This is a genomic window from Methylobacterium sp. C1 (genome assembly GCF_001854385.1).
GTDB classification, from domain to species: Bacteria; Pseudomonadota; Alphaproteobacteria; order Rhizobiales; family Beijerinckiaceae; genus Methylobacterium; species Methylobacterium radiotolerans.
On record NZ_CP017640.1, the window covers coordinates 4,144,381 to 4,164,979 of the forward strand.

Annotated in this window: 16 protein-coding genes; 6 read left to right on the forward strand and 10 right to left on the reverse strand. The window is 73.6% G+C overall.

Translation table 11 applies throughout. The features are described 5' to 3' along the window. Positions 1–2: 2 nt before the first annotated feature. Positions 3–734, reverse strand: coding sequence for a methyltransferase domain-containing protein (locus BKE41_RS19195; RefSeq protein ID WP_012320559.1), 732 nt, complete (start codon positions 732–734; stop codon positions 3–5). Positions 735–809: 75 nt separating this feature from the next. On the opposite strand from BKE41_RS19195, the gene trmD reads away from it, so the two are divergent. Beyond that, entirely contained in the window at positions 810–1,574 is a 765-nt protein-coding gene (gene trmD, locus BKE41_RS19200) for a tRNA (guanosine(37)-N1)-methyltransferase TrmD (RefSeq protein WP_058607401.1), read from the forward strand. On the opposite strand, the gene BKE41_RS30400 is transcribed toward trmD, so the two are convergent. Next, positions 1,532–1,711, reverse strand: coding sequence for a hypothetical protein (locus tag BKE41_RS30400; protein ID WP_012320561.1), 180 nt, complete (start codon positions 1,709–1,711; stop codon positions 1,532–1,534). The genes trmD and BKE41_RS30400 overlap by 43 nt on opposite strands. Before the next feature lie 215 nt (positions 1,712–1,926). On the opposite strand from BKE41_RS30400, the gene BKE41_RS19205 reads away from it, so the two are divergent. Next, the gene (locus BKE41_RS19205; protein ID WP_024829210.1) at positions 1,927–3,096 is read left to right on the forward strand and encodes a phosphoserine transaminase; all 1,170 of its coding nucleotides are present in this window, start codon (positions 1,927–1,929) and stop codon (positions 3,094–3,096) included. 152 nt (positions 3,097–3,248) lie between these two features. On the opposite strand, the gene BKE41_RS19210 is transcribed toward BKE41_RS19205, so the two are convergent. The 3 genes from BKE41_RS19210 to tesB all read right to left on the reverse strand — a co-directional run bounded on the left by BKE41_RS19210 (position 3,249) and on the right by tesB (position 6,368). Next, positions 3,249–4,748, reverse strand: a complete 1,500-nt coding sequence (locus tag BKE41_RS19210) for an ammonium transporter (RefSeq protein WP_024829209.1) — start codon at positions 4,746–4,748, stop codon at positions 3,249–3,251. An 81-nt stretch (positions 4,749–4,829) separates the two neighbouring features. Further along, complete coding sequence (locus tag BKE41_RS19215) at positions 4,830–5,168, reverse strand: P-II family nitrogen regulator (protein ID WP_010683623.1); 339 nt, start codon at positions 5,166–5,168, stop codon at positions 4,830–4,832. Between the two features lie 300 nt (positions 5,169–5,468). Next, positions 5,469–6,368 carry an acyl-CoA thioesterase II gene (gene tesB / locus BKE41_RS19220; protein WP_083374385.1) on the reverse strand — a complete coding sequence of 300 codons (900 nt, stop codon included), beginning with the start codon at positions 6,366–6,368 and terminating at the stop codon, positions 5,469–5,471. Between the two features lie 100 nt (positions 6,369–6,468). On the opposite strand from tesB, the gene BKE41_RS19225 reads away from it, so the two are divergent. Further along, a complete protein-coding gene (locus BKE41_RS19225; protein ID WP_070999985.1) occupies positions 6,469–7,734 on the forward strand; it encodes an FAD-dependent monooxygenase in 1,266 nt (421 codons plus the stop codon). Between the two features lie 21 nt (positions 7,735–7,755). Here the strand turns inward: BKE41_RS19225 and BKE41_RS19230 are convergent, their stop codons facing one another. The 5 genes from BKE41_RS19230 to BKE41_RS19250 form a co-directional block, all read right to left on the reverse strand. Next, complete coding sequence (locus tag BKE41_RS19230; protein ID WP_070999986.1) at positions 7,756–8,706, reverse strand: phosphatase PAP2 family protein; 951 nt, start codon at positions 8,704–8,706, stop codon at positions 7,756–7,758. A 74-nt stretch (positions 8,707–8,780) separates the two neighbouring features. Next, positions 8,781–9,833, reverse strand: a complete 1,053-nt coding sequence (locus BKE41_RS19235) for an acyltransferase (protein WP_053621499.1) — start codon at positions 9,831–9,833, stop codon at positions 8,781–8,783. Positions 9,834–9,966: 133 nt separating this feature from the next. Continuing rightward, positions 9,967–10,470, reverse strand: coding sequence for a cupin domain-containing protein (locus tag BKE41_RS19240; protein WP_070999987.1), 504 nt, complete (start codon positions 10,468–10,470; stop codon positions 9,967–9,969). A gap of 128 nt (positions 10,471–10,598) precedes the next feature. Beyond that, on the reverse strand, positions 10,599–12,131 hold the full coding sequence (locus tag BKE41_RS19245; RefSeq protein WP_070999988.1) for a glycosyltransferase: 1,533 nt from the start codon (positions 12,129–12,131) through the stop codon (positions 10,599–10,601). 19 nt (positions 12,132–12,150) lie between these two features. Beyond that, positions 12,151–15,285 (reverse strand): rhamnan synthesis F family protein, encoded by a 3,135-nt coding sequence (locus BKE41_RS19250; RefSeq protein WP_070999989.1) that lies wholly within the window; start codon positions 15,283–15,285, stop codon positions 12,151–12,153. A 345-nt stretch (positions 15,286–15,630) separates the two neighbouring features. On the opposite strand from BKE41_RS19250, the gene BKE41_RS19255 reads away from it, so the two are divergent. The 3 genes from BKE41_RS19255 to BKE41_RS19265 are packed head-to-tail and all read left to right on the forward strand — an operon-like array spanning position 15,631 to position 20,376. Beyond that, positions 15,631–16,635, forward strand: a complete 1,005-nt coding sequence (locus tag BKE41_RS19255) for a MoxR family ATPase (RefSeq protein ID WP_012320571.1) — start codon at positions 15,631–15,633, stop codon at positions 16,633–16,635. A gap of 2 nt (positions 16,636–16,637) precedes the next feature. Continuing rightward, positions 16,638–17,549, forward strand: a complete 912-nt coding sequence (locus tag BKE41_RS19260; RefSeq protein ID WP_012320572.1) for a DUF58 domain-containing protein — start codon at positions 16,638–16,640, stop codon at positions 17,547–17,549. 7 nt (positions 17,550–17,556) lie between these two features. Continuing rightward, a complete protein-coding gene (locus tag BKE41_RS19265) occupies positions 17,557–20,376 on the forward strand; it encodes a DUF4159 domain-containing protein (protein ID WP_053621501.1) in 2,820 nt (939 codons plus the stop codon). Positions 20,377–20,599 lie beyond the last annotated feature (223 nt).

Genomic DNA, 20,599 nt, shown 5'->3' on the forward strand with positions numbered 1-20,599 from the left:
CGCTACCGCGCCGTCGCGTCGTCGCGGCAGGGCCGGATCGTCTCCGGCCTCGGGCGCGCCTCCGGGGCGGGGGCGGCGAACACCGCCAGGTAGGCCCCGTCCGCGAGCGGCCGGAAGCCGGTCTCCCGGTAGCCCGCGGCGGCGAGCTCGCAGCGCAGGAGCGCCGGCGGCGTGCCGTGCCGCGACGGGATCGCGTCGGCGTCGACGATCCCGACCCGGCCGCCCGGGCGCATCGCGGCGGCGAGGTTGTGGAGCAGGCCGAAGGGCTGGGTGATCTCGTGGTACATGTGGACGAGGATCGCCGCGTCCACCGAGGCCGGGGGCAGGCGCGGGTCGTGCGGCTCGCCGCGCACGACCGTGACGTTCCCGAGTGGCCGCACCCGCGTCTCCAGGGCCGCCAGGTAGGACGGCGTCACGTCCTCGGCGAGCACGCGGCCCCGCGGCCCGACCCGGGGGCTCAGCCGCACCGCGTAGTAGCCGCTGCCGGCGCCGATATCCGCCACCGTCTCGCCGGGGGCGATGCCCATCCCCGTGGCGACCTGCTCGAACTCGCCGGCCCTGTCGCGCTCGGCCTCCGAGGACCAGCGCGGCGCGACGATCTCGGCCACGGGCCGGTCGGGCCTGGGGAAGGCGGCGGCGGGCGCGCCCGGGGGCGCCAGGGGCTCGGCGGCGCGGGCCGGGCCGGCCAGGGCGGCAGGGGCGGCGACGGCGAGGAGGGCGAGGGCGCGGATCATGGCCGACAACCCGCGGGGCGCGTCCGCGGTGCCGGGCCCGTTGACCGTGCCGCACCCCGCGCGCCATCAAGCGCCATGACGCGCGCGGACACGCCCTGGCGGGCCACGATCCTCACCCTCTACCCGGAGATGTTCCCGGGCCCGCTGGGCCTCTCCCTGTCGGGCGACGCCCTGGCGCGGGGCGACTGGACCCTGGAGGCCCGCAACATCCGCGAGCACGGCCTCGGCCGCCACCGCTCGGTCGACGACACGCCGGCCGGCGGCGGGGCCGGGATGGTCCTGCGCTGCGACGTGCTCGCAGCCGCCATCGACGCCGCGGCCGTCGGCGCCGCGACCGGGGCCGACGACCCGCGCCCGCGCCTGCTCATGTCGCCCCGCGGCCGGCCGCTCACCCAGGCGCGCGTGCGCGACCTCGCGGCGGGACCGGGCGCGCTGATCGTCTGCGGCCGCTTCGAGGGCGTCGACGAGCGCGTGATCGCCGGGCGCGGCCTGGAGGAGGTCTCGATCGGCGACTACGTGCTGTCCGGCGGCGAGATCGCCGCCCTGGTGGTGCTGGATGCGTGCGTGCGGCTCCTGCCCGGCGTGATGGGCAAGATGGAATCCGGCGTCGAGGAGAGCTTCGAGGGCGGGCTCCTCGAGTACCCGCACTACACGCGCCCCCGCGACTGGGAGGGCCGCGCGATCCCGGACGTCCTGTCCAGCGGCAACCACGCCGCCATCGCCCGCTGGCGGCGGGCGGAGGCCGAGCGGATCACCGCCGAGCGCCGCCCCGATCTGCGCGACGGGTCTGTGGCCGGTCAGGCCGGCTCGAGGTCGATCACCGGGCCGTCGCGGTCGTAATCCAGCGGGTCGAGCTGCAGCGGCCGCGGCACGACGCGCGGTGTCCGGCTCGCCAGCACGATGCGGGGTATTAAGGCCCCAATAACCAAGAGTAGAACGGACCAGACCGCCAATATCGCGGCGCTGTGGAAAGACATCGGCGCACCTCAAACGCAACGCGGCACCTCATTAAGGCTAACGGGCCCGGATTAATCGACTGTTCCCCGCCGCCCGGGCCCCTGTCCCGACCGGGGGCAGCGCCGCGAAGACTGCCGGTGGGACGGGCGCTTGCAAGCCGGCCGGTTTCGGCGCATGCGCGAGTCGGGACGCGCCTCCCCGCGGGAGCGCGGCCCTCTGCAAGGATGGATCCGCCATGACCAGCCGCCCCACGCAGCGCCCGCGCGTGCCCCATTTCTCCTCCGGTCCCTGCGCGAAGCGCCCCGGCTGGACCCCGGCCGCCCTGGCCGACGCCGCGCTCGGCCGGTCGCACCGCTCGCCCCTCGGCAAGGCCAAGCTCGGCCGGGCCATCGACCTGACGCGCGCGGTGCTGCAGGTGCCGGCCGAGTACCGGATCGGCATCGTGCCGGCCTCCGACACCGGCGCCGTCGAGATGGCGATGTGGACGATGCTCGGGCCGAAGCCCGTCGAGGTCGCCGCCTGGGAGGCGTTCGGCAAGGAGTGGGTGACGGACGCGCTGAAGCAGCTCAAGATCGCGCCGCGCATCCACCAGACGCCCTACGGGATCCTGCCGGACCTCGCGGCGATCGACACGAAGAACAGCGACGTGGTCTTCACCTGGAACGGCACCGCGGCCGGCGTGAAGGTGCCGGACGGCGACTGGATCGCGGCCGACCGCGCGGGGCTGACGATCTGCGACGCGACCTCGGCGGCCTTCGCCCAACCCCTGCCCTGGGACAAGCTCGATGTCGTGACCTTCTCGTGGCAGAAGGTGATGGGCGGCGAGGCGGCGCACGGCATGCTGATCCTCTCGCCCCGCGCCGTGGCGCGGCTGGAGAGCCACACGCCGTCCTGGCCCCTGCCGAAGATCTTCCGCCTCACCAAGGACGGGAAGCTGATCGAGGGCATCTTCAAGGGCGACACGATCAACACGCCCTCGATGCTGGCCGTCGAGGACTACCTCGACACCCTGGACTGGGCCGAGCGGATCGGCGGCCTGAAGGCGCTGCACGCGCGGGCCGACGCCAACGCGAAGGTCGTCTACGACTGGGTCGCGCGCACGCCCTGGATCGCGCCGCTGGCCGCCGATCCCGCGACCTACTCGAACACGGGCGTCTGCCTCGTGATCGCCGATCCGGACGTGCTCGCCCGCGGCGACGCGGCGGTCTCGGCCTTCGCGGCGGGGATCGTCGAGCGCCTCGACCGCGAGGGCGTCGCCCTCGACATCGGCGCCTACCGCGACGCCCCGGCGGGCCTGCGGATCTGGTGCGGCGCCACCGTGGAGACCTCGGATCTGGAAGCGCTGACGCCCTGGCTCGACTGGGCCTTCGCGGAGGAGAAGGCGGCGCTGACGCGGGCGGCGTGAGCGCTTCGGGGTCGATGCCCGATCGCCACCCCGCATCGTCTTCGCGAGCGGGGCGAAGCGAGACGGCCTGACGCAAAAGAAAACCCCGGCCCTCGCGGAGCCGGGGTTTTCTCGTTCGGGAGACGCGGCCCAGCAGGGCCGCGCCGTCAGTCTCAGTAGTTGTAGGCGCGCTCGCCGTGATCGGCGATGTCGAGACCCTCGCGCTCCTCCTCCTGCGTGACGCGCAGGCCGATCGTCACGTCGACGAGCTTGTAGAGGATCGCCGAGCCGATACCCGACCACAGCAGGGTCAGGCCGACCGCCTCGGCCTGGACGATGAGCTGGCTCATCATGTCGTAGGCACCGACGGCCAGCTCGCCCGGCTTCGAGGTGTAGTCGGGGATGCCGACGCCGCCGAGATTCGGGTCGACCAGGATGCCGGTCGCCAGCGCGCCCAGGATGCCGCCGATGCAGTGGACGCCGAAGACGTCCAGCGAGTCGTCGTAGCCCAGCGCGTTCTTCACGGTGGAGCACATCACGAAGCAGACCACGCCGGCGACGAGGCCCAGCACGATCGAGCCCATCGGGCCGGCGAAGCCGGAGGCCGGGGTGACCGCGACGAGGCCGGCGACCGCGCCCGACAGCATGCCGAGCAGGGACGGCTTGCCCTTGAGCGCCCACTCGGCGAACAGCCACGCCACCGCGGCGCCGCAGGTCGCCACGAAGGTGTTGAGCATCGCGAGCGCGGCGGTGCCGTTGGACTCGAGGTTCGAGCCGGCGTTGAAGCCGAACCAGCCGACCCACAGCAGCGAGGCGCCGATCATCGTCATGGTCAGGGAGTGCGGGGCGAGCAGGTCACGGCCGTAGCCGATGCGCTTGCCCATGATCAGGCAGCCGACGAAGCCGGCGATGCCCGCGTTGATGTGCACCACGGTGCCGCCGGCGAAGTCGAGGGCGCCCTTCTGGAAGAGGAAGCCGGCATCCTTGTTGACCGCGTCGAGGGCCGCCTGGGCGGTCGCCTTCGAGGCGTCGTCGGTGGCGGCGGCCAGAGCCTTGGCGGCGTTGCCGACGGCGTCCGGGCCGGCCCAGTACCAGACCATGTGGGCCATCGGGAAGTAGATGATCGTGACCCAGAGGATCGTGAACACCACCAGCGCGGAGAACTTCATCCGCTCGGCGAAGGCGCCGACGATCAGCGCGGGCGTGATCATGGCGAACGTCATCTGGAAGCACAGATAGGCGTATTCCGGGATCACGACGCCGTTCGAGAAGGTCGCGACCGTCGAGTTCGCGTCGACGCCCTTCAGGAACGCCTTCGAGAAGCCGCCGACGAAGTCGTTGAGGCCGCCGCCGCTCGTGAAGGCGAGGCTGTAGCCGTAGAACACCCAGAGCAGGCCGACGATCGACACGATCGCGAACACCTGGGTCAGCACCGACAGCATGTTCTTGGTGCGCACGAGGCCGCCGTAGAACAGCGCGAGGCCGGGGATGCTCATCATCAGCACCAGGGCCGACGAGATCATCATCCAGGCCGTGTCACCCTTGTTGGGGATCGGCGAGGGCGGCGGCGAGGCGGCTTCCGGTGTCGGGGTCTGCGCGAGGGACGGCTCGATCAGGAGGGCGGCGATCGCCGCCCCTCCCAAGCCGAGCATGAGGGCATGACGAAGTTTCATGGGCACGTGGCTCCCGGTCTCAAGTCCGTATTGTTTCAGGAGGTCTGGCGATCGGCGGGCCCGGACGCGCCGGGCCGCGGATCAGAGGGCGTCGGCGTCGGTCTCGCCGGTCCGGATGCGCACCGCCTTCTCCAGCGGCATCACGAAGATCTTGCCGTCGCCGATCTGGCCGGTCCGCGCGGCCCCCGCGATGGCGTCGATCACGCTGGACGTCAGGTCCGAGGCGACGGCGACCTCGATCTTCAGCTTGGGCAGGAAGCTGACCGCGTATTCCGCGCCGCGGTAAATCTCGGTGTGGCCCTTCTGGCGGCCATAGCCCTTCACCTCCGTCACCGTCAGGCCGTGGACGCCGATTCCGGTGAGCGCGTCGCGCACCTCCTCGAGCTTGAACGGCTTGATGATGGCCATCACGATTTTCATGGGCGACGCCCCCTTCGAAGTCCTCGGGAACCGTTGCCGTCACCCGACCTGCGGGACGAGCCGGAACGGACCGTCCGCAGGCTCGGGATGACCCGCGGTCGAAGGCCGCTATTCAAGGACTATGCCAGACAAGCTTGACCGGGAACATTTTCACCGATCGTCATTTTGCCCATGGATTAGCCCGAAACGGACAGATCGCGGGCAGGCTCCGGGGCGATCACGCACAAAGTCGAGGCAATCTGCCCGAATCCGTGCAGTCCGCGCTGTGGCACGCCGGTAACACACGCGCGGGAACCCGCTTTAATCCCGCGTCGGCCGGATCAGACCCTCCTGGGCCACCGACGCCACGAGGTGGCCGGCGCGGTCGAAGATCTGGCCGCGCGCGAAGCCGCGGGCGCCGCCCGCGACCGGGCTGTCCTGCGCGTAGAGCAGCCAGTCGTCGATCTTGACCGGCCGGTGGAACCAGAGGGCGTGGTCGAGGCTCGCGGCCTGGATCGCCGGATCGAACACGGAGCGCGCGTGCGGGATCAGCGAGACGTCGAGCAGGGTCATGTCGGAGGCGTAGGCCAGTACGGCCCGATGCAGCGCCGGATCGTCCGGCAGCGCCGAGGCCGCGCGCAGCCAGACATTGAAGATCGGGTCGGGCGCCCGGCCGCCCGCGCCGGCGGGCAGGTAGCGGTTGAGATCGACCGGCCGCAGCGCGATCGGCCGCTCGCGGCCGAAATAGGCGGCGATCGCCTCCGGCATCCCGGTGCCGCCGGCGGCCGCCAGGGCCTTGCCGTCGAGGAGCCCCTCGGGTCCGGCCACCGCCGGCATCGCCGGCTGGTGCGTCAGCCCCTCTTCGACGACCTGGTAGGAGACCGTCGTGGCGAAGATCGCGCGCCCGTGCTGGATCGCCTTGACCCGCCGGGTCGTGAAGCTCCGCCCGTCCCGGATCCGCTCGACCTCGTAGACGATGGGCGTGCGCGGGTCGCCGGGCAGCATGAAGTAGGCGTGGAGGGAGTGGGCGGGGCGGTCGTCCGGCACCGTCCGGGTCGCGGCGACCAGCGCCTGCGCCACCACCTGCCCGCCGAAGACGCGCCGCCAGCCCGTCTTGGGGTTCTGGCCGCGGAACAGGTCGACCTCCAGGCGCTCCAGGTCGAGGATGGCGATCAGCTCGGCGACGGCGTCCGTCATCGCGTCGGTGTTGGCGTCGGTCATGACCCGCGGGGTTTCCGTTCGTTGCCCGCGTGCGACATAGGCTGTTCGGACGAACCAATCCACGCGTCCCGCGTGCGGCAACCCTAGGAGATCCGCCCCGATGACGGCCGAGACGCCTCGCCCCGGCAGCCGCAGCCTCCTGATCGCCGGCGGCGGCCTGCCCAGCCTCGCCCTGGCGCTCGCCCTGAAGCAGGCCCACGGGCCGGCCCTGGCCGTGACGGTGATCGACCCGGGCGCGGCCGACCCCGCTCGGCATCGCGGCCGCGCCTACGCCCTGGCGGCGGGCGGGCGGCGGATGCTGGAGCGCCTCGGCCTGTGGGCCCGGGTCACCGACGCGGCCGAGCCGATCGCCGAGATGGTGATCAGCGACAGCCGCCTCGCCGACCCGGTGCGGCCGGTCTTCCTGACCTTCGGCCGCGAGGCGGACGCCGAGCGCGACGACGGCGAGCCCTTCGCCCACATGATCGAGGCCGAGCCGCTCGCCGCGGCCCTGGCGGAGGCCTGCCGGGCGGCGGGGGTGGCGATCGTCGCCGCCGGGGTGGTGCGCGCGCTGCCGGAGGGGGCCGCGATCCGCGCGGCGCTCACCACCGGCGAGACCCTGCGGGGCGACCTGCTGGTGGCCGCCGACGGGGCACGGTCGCGGCTGCGCGAGGCCGCGCGGATCGGCTGGGTCGGCTGGTCCTACCCGCAGGTCGGCATCGTGGCGACGATCGGCCACGCGCGGCCGCACGAAGGCCGCGCCTTCGAGCACTTCCTGCCCGCGGGCCCGTTCGCGATCCTGCCGCTGCGGGACGGCGGTCCCCTGGGGCACCGCTCGTCCATCGTCTGGACCGAGCGATCGGACGACGCCGAGGCCCTGCTCTCCGGCGAGCCCGACGAGGTGCTCGCCGAGATCGAGCGCCGGTTCACCCTGGATCTCGGCACGCTCGCGCTGGAGCGCGGCCCGAGCCGGCACCCCCTCGCCTTCGGCATCGCCCGGGCCTTCCGCGCCGAGCGTCTCGCCCTGCTGGGCGACGCCGCCCACGTGATCCACCCGATCGCCGGCCAGGGCCTCAACCTCGGGCTCGCGGACGCCGCGGCGCTGGCCGAGGCCGTGACCGGCGCGCTGCGCCTCGGCCTCGACCCCGGAAGCCCCGACGTGCTGCGCGCCTACGAGCGCGCCCGGCGCTTCGACAGCTTCGCCATGGCGGCGGCGACCGACGGGCTGAACCGGCTGTTCTCGAACGACGCCCTGCCGCTGCGGCTCGCCCGCGACCTCGGCCTCGGGATCGTCGACCGGCTGCCGGGGCTCAAGCGCTTCTTCATCGGCGAGGCCGCGGCCGCGCGCGACTCGCGGCCCCGGCTGATGCGGGGCGAGGCGCTCTGAGGCGCCCGCCGGCCGCCGGCCTCAGGCCCGTCCCGGCGCGGGGCCGCCCTCGGGCGCTCCGGGGCGGAGCGCGTCCGCGGCCCGCCGCCCGAGCGCCCGCGCGGCGCAGATCGCCACGGCGGCGATGACCAGCCCGGCGATCACGTCGACGAAGTAGTGGCCGCCATCGATCGGTGTGGCGGCGATGAGGAGGGCGTTGACGACGAGGGCCGGGATCCGGGCCGCGCGCAGGCTCCAGAAGGCCCAGATGTAGAGGCCGCCGAGCGCCGCGTGGAAGCTCGGGAACGTGATGATGCCCTCGACGTGATCGAGGTTGATCGTCCGGAGCGTGCCGTCGCGCAGGCCGGTCAGGTCCGCGACGTGGACGTAGGACGCCGCCGGGTGCAGGTTGGGGAAGTCGGCCGGGGACAGGCCGAGGAACACGAAGTTCGCCAGGGCGGGCGTCAGCGCCGACACCAGGACCGTCACCGTGCCGGCGAGGGCGAAGGCCAGGACGAAGTCCCGCAGCGCTCGAAGCCGGCCGCTGAAGCCCAGCAGGATGACCGCCAGCATGGTCTGCAGGATCAGGCTCCGGTAGGCGAGCGAGAGCGCCAGCCCGAGTCGCGGATGGCCGTCCACGAAGGCCAGGTAGGCCCGCCAGTCCAGACCGAGCCGCCGGTCCCAGGCGTGGAAGGTCGAATCCCAGAGCGGGCCGCCGGTGCTCGCGACCGTGTACGACAGGGCGGCCGCGCAGGCGCTGAAGGCGATGACCTGCGCGAGCGCGCTGAGCGTGGCGGCGATGCGCGGCTCGGGGCGGCGCGTGCGGTAGACCTGCGCCAGGACCTCGAGCCCGCCGCAGGCCACCCCGGTGACGAGGGCGCTGTCCCAGGCGAAGCGCAGCCCGGCGACCGCCATCCAGACGACCGTGGCGACCAGCGTGGCGGCGATCAGGGGCCACGTGCCGACGCCGCCGCGCGGGCGCTCAGCGAACATCGGGGCCCCGGGCGGGTGGCGCTGTCATCGAGGGTCTTGTGGCCGGAATGCCGGCGGATGGTCCCGCACAAGTCTTAAGGATCCGCCCCGGAGAAGCCCGGCCTCGGCGCGGAGCCCGGCGGCGCGCGATACCGGCGGCCGGCGAGCCCGTCGACGACGCCGTCGACCACGGCGTCGGCGGCCCGGCGGACCGCCCGGATCGGCCCGCGCAGCGCGCGCGCCGCGATCAGGTGCAGAGGCAGGCCGAGAACCACGAGCAGCGCCAGGAGATGCCACCGGTCCCAGGCGGGCCGGTGCGGCGCCCAGAGGAGGAAGAGGCCGCTCACGATGTAGAGCTCGAAGCTCGCCCGCCCCAGGACGCCCGCCGCGGCGCGCGGCGGGCCGCGCAGCCGGCCGGCGGCCGCCAGCATGAACGCCGAGCCCGCCACGGCCGACACGGCGAACAGCGCCGGGTCGCCGTACTGCCCGGTCGCGACGTGGACGAAGTTGCGCGGCGCGCAGACCAGGAGCACGGCGAGGCCGCAGGCGCCGAGGAGCGCCGACACGTCGAACGCGCCCCGCCCGAGCCGCAGGCCCGCGACGTAGAACGGCAGGGCGCCCACGAGCGCGTGGACCTGCCAGTACGGGAACGCCCGCGCGCTGCAGATCCACGACAGGGCCAGGGCGCCGCCGAGGACGATCCAGTAGCCGCCCGGAAAGACCGCCGCGCGCGCCGCGGCGTCGATCACCCGCACGAGCCCCAGGACGACCAGGAACCAGAGCACGCCCAGGCCGAAGTTCTGGCCGTACACCGCGTCGCGCAGCGCGTCCGCCGCCGACAGGGTGCCGTCGAGGGCGCAGGGGATCAGCGCGAGGGTGCTGAACGTCAGCGCCACCACCACGAGTTTCAGCGCGGAGAGGCAGGCGGCGGCGAGATCCATCTCTCCCTTCATCCGGTCGACCATCCCGCAGAGCAGGAAGAAGAACGGCATGTGGAAGGCGTAGATCACCCGCCAGACCGCGAGGGCCGGCCCGGGCTCGGGGCCCGACGGGCCGTAGAAGACGGGCTGCAGCAGGTGGCCGGAGAGGACCAGCAGCACGGCGAGGCCGCGCGCGGCGTCGAGCTGCAGGTCGCGGGGTGGGGCCATCGGGTCAATTCGCGGCGTCGGGGATCCGATGATGCCGCGCCAAGCCTTAGCAAGCCGTGTCACCAGATTGCGGAATTCAACCTGGACGGCACCTCATCGCGGCCGCGCGTCGGGAGTGACGGGCGCCCGCGCCTCAGCCGGTGACGAGCGCCCGGGCCCGGCGCAGCCAGCGCAGCGACGCCTCGACCAGGGTCGGGGCGCGGTGCTTGAGGATCGCCGATTTCAGCAGCGTCCGGGGCACCTCCCAGAGCTGGACGGAGCCGACCGGGAAATGCGCCACGTCGCCCGGCGTCAGGTGGTGGCGGCTTCCGTCCGCGTCGGTGACGAAGACCTCGCCGTCGAGGATGGTGATGATCTCGTCGGCGTGGTGGGTCCAGCGGAACGCGCTGGCCGTGGTGCGCCACAGGTAGACCTGCGCGCTCCCGTCATGGGTCTGCGAGACCTCCGCGACCTCGGTGACGGGGTCGCCGGAGACGACCCAGTCCGCCGGGATCGGCGCCGGGACGAAGGCGGCCCCGCTCGACCGGACCGCCGTGCTGGCGACGGGGCGGGCCCGCTCGTGCAGCCGGATCTCCGCCGCGAGGCCGACCAGGGCGAGGCCGACGAGGAGGGCCGCGGCGGCGAGCAGCTTCTTCACGGTCGGCTCCCCACCCCGGCGCGGTCGAGTCTGTCCGCGCGTCCCCGCAAGGGGGTAGAGGCTCGGGTCGCTCCGTTCCAGCCCGCCGCGCCGAACTTCGCGCGTTTAGCTTAACCCCGGGGGCCCGCTCAGGCGGCGTCCGCCCGGCGCTCCGCGATCCAGCGCGTCGCGTCGGCGCGCGGGGCGACAACGTCGGTGTCGATGCGCAGCTGCGGGCTGTAGGCCGGATCCTCGGCGATGACGTCGCCCCAGCGGCGCAGGAAGCGCGCGATCTGCGAGCCCGGCGCGAAGCTGGTCTGCCGCGAGGCGCTCTCGTGGTGCGCCATCTCGGCGAAGGGCGTGTAGACAATGCGGTAGCCGAGCTGCCGCATTTTCAGGCACAGGTCGACGTCGTTGAAGTCGAGGGCGAAGCCCTCGTCGAAGCCGTTGACCGCCTCCAGCACCGCCTTGCGGGTCGCGAAGAGCGCCCCGGTCACCGCCGAGCAGTCGCGCTGCGTCAGGGCCCAGTCGCCGTAGGTCGGCTCGGCCGCGTCCCGGTTGTGCCAGGGGTGGGCGAACACGTCGAAGATGCCGCCGGTCATGCCGGCATGCTGGATCTTGCCCGTGGGGAACAGCAGCCGGCCGCCGGCGCCGCCGACGCCGCGGTCCAGCGCGAAGGTGAGGAGCGCCTCGATCCAGCCGGGCCGGCGCACGACGAGGTCGTCGTTCATCAGGATGACGAGGTCGGTCTCGGCCGCGCGCCAGAGCGTGTTCATCTTGGCCGCGTAGTTGAACCGCTCGCCCGGCGCCCGGGTCGTCAGCAGGCGGGTCACGGTGAAGCGGTCGGAGCGGCCGCGATAGATCGCGTCGTCGGCGACGTCGTCGCCGATCAGCACCCGGATCCTGTCGGCCGGGTAGGTGCTGCGTCCGAGGCTGTCGAGCAGGTTGATCACGTGGGGCTTGGCGCCCTCCACGACGCGGCCCTGATCGTCCTTCGGGCGGCTCTGGTTGGTCGGCACGACCAGGGTCACGGCCGGCCGCGCGTCGAAGCTCCGGCGGATCTCCAGCGTGTCCGCGGTCAGCCCGGGGGCGGCGCGCAGCGGCATGCCGGACGCCTCGAACCACCGGTCGAGGGCGTGGGCGCGCCCCGCACGGGTCGCCTTCGGGCGCTCCAGCGGCGAGGCGATCAGGGTCTGAGGGATCCGGTCAATGCCGATCCCCGCGGAGATCGCGCCGAGCAGGAACCGGAACCAGGCGGCGCTGCCGTGGCGCAGGCCGAAGTCGGGGCTCAGCCCGGCCAGGGCCGAGACGCGGACGAGGAGCGGGTAGCCGATGTAGTCGTCGGCCATGAGCAGGGCCGGGTTGAAGGCCGGCTTGCAGTGGACGCTGCGGACCTGGCCGGCGCCGTCCACCACGGCGTCGTCGCCGTAGAAGATGCCGATATCGGGCCGCTCCGCCAGCGCGCGCGTCAGGTGCGCGGCGAGGTCGGGGCGCAGCTCGGAGGCCGCGGGCGCGACGAAGATCGCCCGGCAGGCGGGGAACTGGCCGGCCGCGACCTGGGCGAGCCGGCGCTCGTCGAGGGGGCGGAGCTGCGCGTCGAGGGGCAGCGGCAGGATCGCGTCCGGCCACGGGAGCGTGCCCCACGAGCTCGACGGGGCCGGGACCGGCTTCTTCTTCAACACGGGTCGCGTCTCCGGAACGTCAGGATCGTTCGGCGGCCAGGAGGCGGGTCAGGCTCGCCTCCATGACTCGCGCCACCGCGCCGATGGACAGCCGCTCGCGGATGCGCGCCCGGGCGGCGGCGCCGATCCGGGCCGCGTCGCCGCCGGTCACCGCCCGGGCCGCGTCGTTGAGGGCCCGGGTCATGTCCGCCTCGTCCACCTGCCCCCACTCGGCGCCCCGCAGGTACGGGCCGTAGGTCTGGTCGAGGGCCGTGACCTCGGCCTTGACGGGGAAGCCGCAGGTGGCGTCGAGGAAGTCGCGGCAGCCGCCGTAATCGGTGGCGACCACGACCTTGCCCATCTCCATGGCCTCGGCGATCGTCAGGCCGAACCCCTCCGAGGAGTGCGACGAGGCGTAGACCGCGCAGAGGTCGAACAGCGCGCCCAGCTCGTTCTGGGAGAGCGGCTGGTCGATCACCACCACGTCGCCGGACGTGCCCACGAGGTCGAGGAGCTTCTTGCCCTCCTCCGGCAGGTCGAAGACGTGCTTGGTCTTGAGCACGAGCTGCCAGCCCGCCTGTCCCAGCCCGGCCGCCCGGAAGGCCCGGATCAGCGCGTGCGGGTTCTTGCGGGCGAGGTAGCTCGAGCCGTCGAAGGCATAGAGGATCACCCGCTTGGACGGGTCGATCGCGAAGGTCTTGCGCAGGTTGGCCTTGGCGGCGGCGCTCGGCGGCTCGCCGGCCTCGTTCTCGACCACGTAGGGCACGACGTCGACCGGGATGTCGGTGATCTGCCGGAAGATCGCCGCGCAGAACTCCGTGGGCGCCCAGATCGCGTCGAGGCCGTCGACGGTCGGCAGCCAGCCGCCGGGCACGTGCGAGGTCTCCCAGACGAACAGCCCGATCTTGAGCCGCGCCTCCGCGGCGATCGCCCGCTGCCGGTCGCTCATCAGCGAGTGCCAGCTGTCGCCGTTGAAATGCACCAGCGCGACGTCGGCGGGGCCCGAGAAGGTCCGGGCCTGCCACGCCGGCGCCACCCGGGCGTGGACGTGGAACGGCCGCTCCATCGGGTGGACGTTCAGCGCGAAGGGGGTCCGATGCAGGGCGCGGGCGTAGCTGCGGGCCGCGACGCCGAGGCCGTTGGCGTAGTTCATCGGCGAGACGAAGGCGACGCGCAGCGGCCGCGCCGGCGCCTGGGGCCTGCGCAGATCCGCCCAGATCCTGGCGCCCGGATACGTGTAGGTCACGTCGAGCCGGTCGAGGTCGAAGCCGCGCTCGGCGATCGCCTCCCGCACCGCCGCCCCGCCGATCGCGGCGTGCTCGCCCAGCAGCGAGCGCTTCACGAACGGGAAGCCCTGGCTGAGCATGTTCTCCCAGTCGAACAGGGTGCGGTTGTTGCGCGGGTCGTTGACCAGCGACATGTGCTTGTTCTGGGCCGAGAACAGGCTGCGCATCCCGAGCCCGGCCGCGCGCATCCGCTGCGAGAAGGTCAGCTCGTACTCGGTGATCACCGCGTTCTTGTCCGGCCAGTTCGCCACCGACAGGAGGAAGTGGCTGAACGCGTAGGACGACAGGCAGCGCCGCTTCAGGGCCAGGAAGAAGCTCTGGAGGTGGTGACTGTAATAGAAATTGTCGGCCAGCCCGATCACCGCCTCCGGGAAGGCGTCGATCTTCGCGAGCAGGCCGGCGAAGTCGTCGCGGTCGAGGGGCCCGACGAGGCTGTCGTTGGCGAGGTAGAGCGTCTCGGAATCGAGGAGGTCGGTGTCCTCCAGGAGAACATGCGCCCAGGCGGCGAAGTCGAAGCCGCTGTTCTCGCGCAGGTAGACCGAGGCGCAGAGATCCAGGATCGCCTGGGGCACGGCGTTCTTGTGCTGGTCGGCGGCGATGATCAGGACGAGGTCGGTCCCGTTCTCCGCGAACGCCCGCAGGTAGGGCTCGACGTGGCCGCGGATCCGCCCCTCGGGGCAGTGGGTGATGAACAGGGCGGTGCGGCCGTGCCGCCGGGGCTCACGCTTCAGGCAGGAGAGGCGCGCGTCGGAGGCTTCCGGCACCGCGGCGCCGGGGACGCGGCGGGTCAGGCGGCCCGCCTCCAGGCCGGTCGTGACGTAGTCGATCAGCGGGTTGAGGCCGAGCGCGGCGACCTTCGGGTAGCGGGCGCGGTACCAGGGCGCGTCGAAGCGCGGCGACGGGCTGGTCGTGCGCCCGCCATCGGCGAGGAAATGCGCCAGCGGGTTCTGCCCGGCCGCGTCGTCACCGAGGAAAGTCTCGGTGTACCAGCGCGTGTCGAACCAGGGGCCCGGGTCGAGGCCCTCGGCGGCGCCGTGCTCGAGGTAGTGGACCAGCGGGTTGAGGCTGTCGGCCCGCACCGCGGCGGACTGGGCCGCGTACCAGTCGGGATCGAACAGCGGGTGGGGCGCGTAGCGGCGGTAGCCGCCGGCCATCACGTAGTGCTCCAGGGGCTCGAGCCCGCTGGTCTCGGCCTCCGGGCAGCGCGCGCGGTAGAACGCGGCGTCGAACAGGCCCGACCGGCGGATCAGGTCGACGTGCCGCGACAGGCCGGCGAACTCCTCCGGGTTGCGCAGGTAGCCCTGCTTCCGGCCGGTCTCGTAGAAGTGACTCAGGGCGTTGCCGCCGGCCGCGCGGGCGTCCGGGTAGCGCGACAGGTACCAGGCGGTGTCGAACTGAGGCGACGGGTCGGTGTCGGTCCGCGACAGGAAGTCGGAGAACGCCCGGGCGCGGTGCTCCGCGCCGCCGAGGTAGCGCGTCGCGTACCAGTCCGGATCGAACAGCGGGTTGGGACGGATGCCCGCCGCGGCGCCGCGGTCGAGGTAGTGGAGCAGCGGGTTGGTGCCCTCGGCCCGGAGGCCCGGGACGGAATCGAGGTAGAGGTCGCCGTGGAACAGCGGGTGCGGCCAGCGCCCCTCGCGCCCGCCGTGGACCGCGTAGTGCACCGCCGGGTCGATCCCCTCGCCGACCACGTCGGGGTAGCGCCTCGCGTACCAGGCCGGATCGAACAGGCCGGATTCCTTGACCGCGCGGACGAGGTCCGCCTGCCGGGGCTCGCCGCGGCGGCGGCCCTTGAGCCGCCGGGTCAGCGGGCGCGCGAGGGACTGCGCCGCGCCGGCGAGGCCGGCCTTGTCCGACGATCCGACGACGAACACATCTCGAAGGCGCATGGTCAGGTCCGGATACGCGGGAAGCCCGCAAAGCTGCCCACGCCGCGATCCGCGAGAGACATCAGAGGGTTCGGCCGGTCCGGCGGTCGCGGGTGAGGATCGCCCCGGCTTGGGCGCCTTCCTAAAGGTCCGGGTCGCCCACGCCAAGAGCGGGGGCAAGCTCGGCGATCGCCCAGAGACGCGGAGGTCGCGTCCGCCGGCATGCGCGCCGGCCTCGCGCAGCGCGAAATCGGCCGCGAACGGGCGTGCGGCGATCCCGACCTTGCCAGCCCGGCACCAGAAGCCCCACACTTGCGGGATTGGCCGGCGGGTCCCGCGGGGCCCGGGCAGGAGATGGATATCGGCATGACGCAGGGGATCAGCCCGGCCACCACCCTGGACGACGGCATCGTGGCGACGGCGGAGAGCTGCCTCGCCGCCGTCGGCGCGGCGCGGGAGGCGATCCACGGGGTGATCTTCGGCCAGGAGGAGGTCGTCGATCTCGCCCTCGTGACTATCCTGGCCGGCGGCCACGGCCTGCTGGTCGGTCTGCCGGGCCTCGCCAAGACCAAGCTGGTCGAGACGCTCGGCACGGTGCTGGGCCTCGACGCGCGGCGCGTGCAGTTCACCCCGGACCTGATGCCCTCGGACATCCTCGGCACCGAGATCCTGGAGGAGGACGCCGAGCGCCGCCGGGCCTTCCGGTTCGTGCAGGGGCCGGTCTTCACGCAGCTCCTGATGGCCGACGAGATCAACCGGGCGAGCCCGCGCACGCAGTCGGCCCTGCTCCAGGCCATGCAGGAGGGCCACGTCTCGGTGGCGGGCGCCCGGCACGACCTGCCCCGGCCGTTCCACGTGCTGGCGACCCAGAACCCGATCGAGCAGGAGGGCACCTACCCGCTGCCCGAGGCGCAGCTCGACCGGTTCCTCCTGGAGATCGACGTCGGCTACCCCGACCGCGCCGCCGAGCGCCGGATCCTGATCGAGACCACCGGCGTGGACGAGGCGCGGCCGCGGGCCGTGATGTCCACCGAGCAGCTGCTCACCGCCCAGCGCCTCGTGCGCCGGCTGCCGGTGGGGGAGGCCGTGGTCGAGGCGATCCTCGACCTCGTGCGCGCCGCCCGGCCGGACAGCGGCGACGCCATCGTGAAGGACAAGCTCCTCTGGGGCCCGGGCCCCCGCGCGAGTCAGGCGCTGACGCTCGCCGCCCGCGCCCGGGCGCTGATCGAGGGCCGGGTCGCGCCCTCGGTGGCGGACGTGAAGGCGCTGGCCGAGCCGGTGCTCAAGCACCGGATGGCACTGAGCTACACCGCCCGCGCCGACGGCGAGACCATCGAGGGCCTGATCGCCAAGCTCGCGGAGAAGCTCTGACTTTGGTCGCGACGAACGCCCTCGACGCCGGCAGGCGCACCCCAGGCCGGCGCGAGAGCGAGGGCGCGACCGCCCTCTCCGACAAGATGCCCCGCCTCGTCCTGGAGGCGCGCCGCGTGTCGAGCCTGCTGGCCCACGGCCTCCACGGCCGCCGCCGCGCGGGGCCGGGCGAGAGCTTCTGGCAGTTCCGCCCCTTCGTGACCGGCGAGGCCGCGGCGCGCGTCGACTGGCGCCGCTCGGCCCGCGACGACCGGCTCTACGTGCGCGAGCGCGAATGGGAGGCGGCCCACAATATCTGGCTGTGGATCGACCGCTCGGCCTCGATGGGGTTCGTGTCGGACCTCGCCTCGGCCCCGAAGGTCGAGCGGGCGCTCGTCCTCGGGCTCGCCCTGGCCGACGCCTTCGTGGAGGGCGGCGAGCGGGTGGGCCTGCTCGGGCTGACCCGCGCGAGCGCCTCCCGCGGGATCGTCGAGCGCCTGGCCCAGGCGCTCGTGGCCGACCACGCGGGCCTGACTCAGGACCTGCCGCCCCGCGCCAGCCCCGCCCGCTTCGACGAGGTGGTGCTGATCGGCGATTTCCTGACCGCGCCGGACCGGATCGCGGCCTCCGTGCAGAGCCTCGCCGGCCGCGGCAGCCGCGGCCATCTCCTCATGGTCGTGGACCCGATCGAGGAGACCTTCCCGTTCACCGGCCAGGCCGTCCTGCACGATCTCGAGGGCGGCCTCAGCCTCGATATCGGCGACGCCGACGCCTGGGGGGCGCGCTACCGGGCCCGGATCGCCGAGCACCGGGCCGCGCTGGCGTCCATCGCCCGCGGACAGGGCTGGACGCTGACGATCCACCGCACGGACCGGCCGGCCAGCGAGGCGGCCCTGCGGCTCGCCACGCTGATCGCCGCCCGCGGCACGGAGTGAGGCCGCCATGCTGGGTCTGACCTTCGCCGCCCCGCTGGCGCTCGCCGCCCTGATCGGCCTGCCGGCCCTGTGGTTCCTGCTGCGGGTGACCCCGCCGCGCCCGCGGCGGATCAACTTCCCGCCGCTGAAGCTCGTCGCCGACCTGGTCCCGCAGCGGCAGACCCCGGCCCGCACGCCGCCCTGGCTGCTGATCCTCCGGCTCCTGATCGCCGCCGCGCTGATCCTCGCGGTCGCGGGTCCGGTCTGGAACGCCGGGGGCGTCGGGGCCGGCGGTGGCCGCAGCGCGCTCCTCGTGCTCCTCGACAACGGCTTCCCGGCCGCCCACGACTGGCGCGACCGCCTGCGCGTCGCCACCGACGCGGTCGAGGGCGCCGCCCGGGACGGCCGGCCCGTCGCGGTGATCGGCCTCGCCGACGCCCCCGCGGCCTTCGAGGCGAAGACGCCGGCCGCCGCCCTGGAGCGCCTGCGCGCCCTCGCGCCGCGCCCGATCCTCCCCTCCCGCGACGCGCATCTCGCGACGATCGAGACCTTCCTCGACAAGAACCGCGGCGCCGGCCTCGTCTGGATCAGCGACGGCGTCGCCGGCGCGAACGACACGCGCTTCGCCAAGGGCCTCGCCGACCTCGCGGGCGACAAGGGCGCGGCCCTGACGGTGCTGCGGGCCGACAGGCCGCCCGCCCTCGCCCTCACCGCCACCGAGAATGCCGGCAAGCTCGTGACGCACGCCCTGCGGGCGGCGCCGAACGGGCGCGACGCCGGGGTGATCCGGGCGCTCGACCAGAAGGGCCTGCCGCTGGCCGAGCGCGACTTCGCCTTCGCGGCCGACGCCACCGAGGCGGACGCGACCTTCGAGATGCCGGTGGAGCTGCGCAACAGCATCAGCCGCCTGGAGATCGCGGGCGAGCGCTCGGCCGGCGCCGTGGTGCTGCAGGACGAGCGCGGCAAGCGCCGCCGCGTCGGCCTCGTGTTCGGCGGCACGCTCGACCAGGCGCAGCCCCTCCTGGCGCCGACCTATTACCTGTCCCGGGCGCTCCAGCCCTTCGCGGACGTGCAGGAGCCGCGGGGCGCCAAGGGGACGGCGGACTCGATCAACCAGCTCCTCGACAACCAGGTCTCGGTCCTCGTGCTCGCCGATGTCGGCGCCCTCGACGAGAGGACCACCGCGCGGATCGAGAGCTTCGTGAAGGACGGCGGTATGCTGCTGCGCTTCGCCGGCCCGCGGCTCGCCGCCGGCAACGACCCGCTGGTGCCGGTGCGGCTGCGGCGCGGCGGCCGGACGCTCGGCGGCACGCTCTCCTGGGACAGCCCCAAGACCCTGGCGCCCTTCCCGCCCGAGAGCCCCTTCGCGGGCCTGACGCCGCCCGCCGATATCGGCGTGCGCCGCCAGATCCTGGCCGAGCCGGACGGCGACCTGCCGAACCGGACCTGGGCGTCCCTGCAGGACGGCACGCCGATCGTCACCGCGCAGAAGCGCGGCCAGGGCACGATCGTGCTGTTCCACGTCACCGCCGACACGACGTGGTCGAACCTGCCGCTCTCCGGGCTGTTCATCGACATGCTTCGGCGCGTCGTGGCGCTGGCCGGCGCCTCGGCGCCGGTGCAGGGCGACGCCGCGCGGGCCGCCGCGCCGGTGCTCGCGCCGCGGGTGACGCTGGACGGGTTCGGCGCGCTGGGCTCGCCGCCGGCCTCGGCCACCGCGGTGTCGGCCGACTACGCCGACCGGGCGAACCTTGAGCATCCGCCGGGCTTCTACGGCCCGCCGGACGGAGGCATCAGCGTGAACGCCCTGAAACCGGATGACCGGCTGACGCCCCTCGACACCGCGGCCCTCGACGGCGCCCGGTTCGGGTCGCTCGCCGGGGCCGAGACCCTGGACCTGCGGCCGAGCCTGTTCACCCTGGCGCTGCTGCTGCTGGCGCTCGACACCCTGGCGGGACTGTGGCTCGGCGGCTTCCTGCGCCGCGGCGGTCTGGCGGCCCGCCTGCGCGGACGGCCGGCCGTGCTGGCCCTCGCCGGCCTGGTCCTGCTCGCCGCCCTGCCGGTGCGCCCGGCCGGCGCGGAGGAGCCCCCGGCCAACCGGCCGAACGGCATCGAATCGGCGCTGGTCACGCGCCTCGCCTACGTGATCACGGGCGACGCCGCCGTCGACGAGGCGAGCCGCACCGGCCTCACCGGCCTGACCCAGATGCTGGCCGCGCGCACCGCCCTGGAGCCGGGCGAGCCCGCCGGGATCGATCCGGCGAAGGACGAGCTGGCCTTCTACCCGCTGATCTACTGGCCGATCGCCCCGAACCGGCCGCAGCCCTCGGACGTCGCGATCCGCAAGATCGACGCGTTCATGCGCAACGGCGGCACGGTCCTGTTCGACACCCGCGACGCGCTGACCGCCCGGCCGGGCGGGCCGCCCACCCCGGAAGGGGCCTATCTCCGGAAGATGCTGGCGACGCTCGAGGTGCCGGAACTGGAGCCGGTGCCCCTCGACCACGTGCTGACCAAGGCCTTCTACCTCGTGGACAGCTTCCCGGGCCGCTACGCCACGGGCCAAACCTGGGTGGAGGCCCTGCCGCCGGCCGCGGACGGCGCCGAGCGCCGCCCGGCCCGCGCCGGGGACGGCGTGAGCCCGATCATCATCACGGGCAACGACCTCGCCGCCGCCTGGGCTGTCGGCCGCCGGGGCGAGCCGCTGTATCCGGTCGTGGGCGGCGACCAGCGCCAGCGCGAGATGGCGTTCCGCGGTGGCGTGAACATCGTGATGTACACGCTCACCGGCAACTACAAGGCGGATCAGGTCCACGTGCCCGCGCTGCTGGAGCGGCTGGGGCAGTGATGGTTTTGGACAGACAGCGCGCGGCCGCCTCCCCTCCCTTCTCTGCGTGCCTGCAGATCCGAAGCGCGCGCGCGGCGGCGCGTTGGCAGGACGGGGCGCGGGTCCCCTCTCCCGTGCGGGAGAGGGACAGGGTGAGGGACCATGTCTCCCCGGACGCGGCGCTCCCTGTCGGCACGTCGACGGCGCGCTTGAGCCCGAAACTTCCCGGCCCTCACCCCAGCCC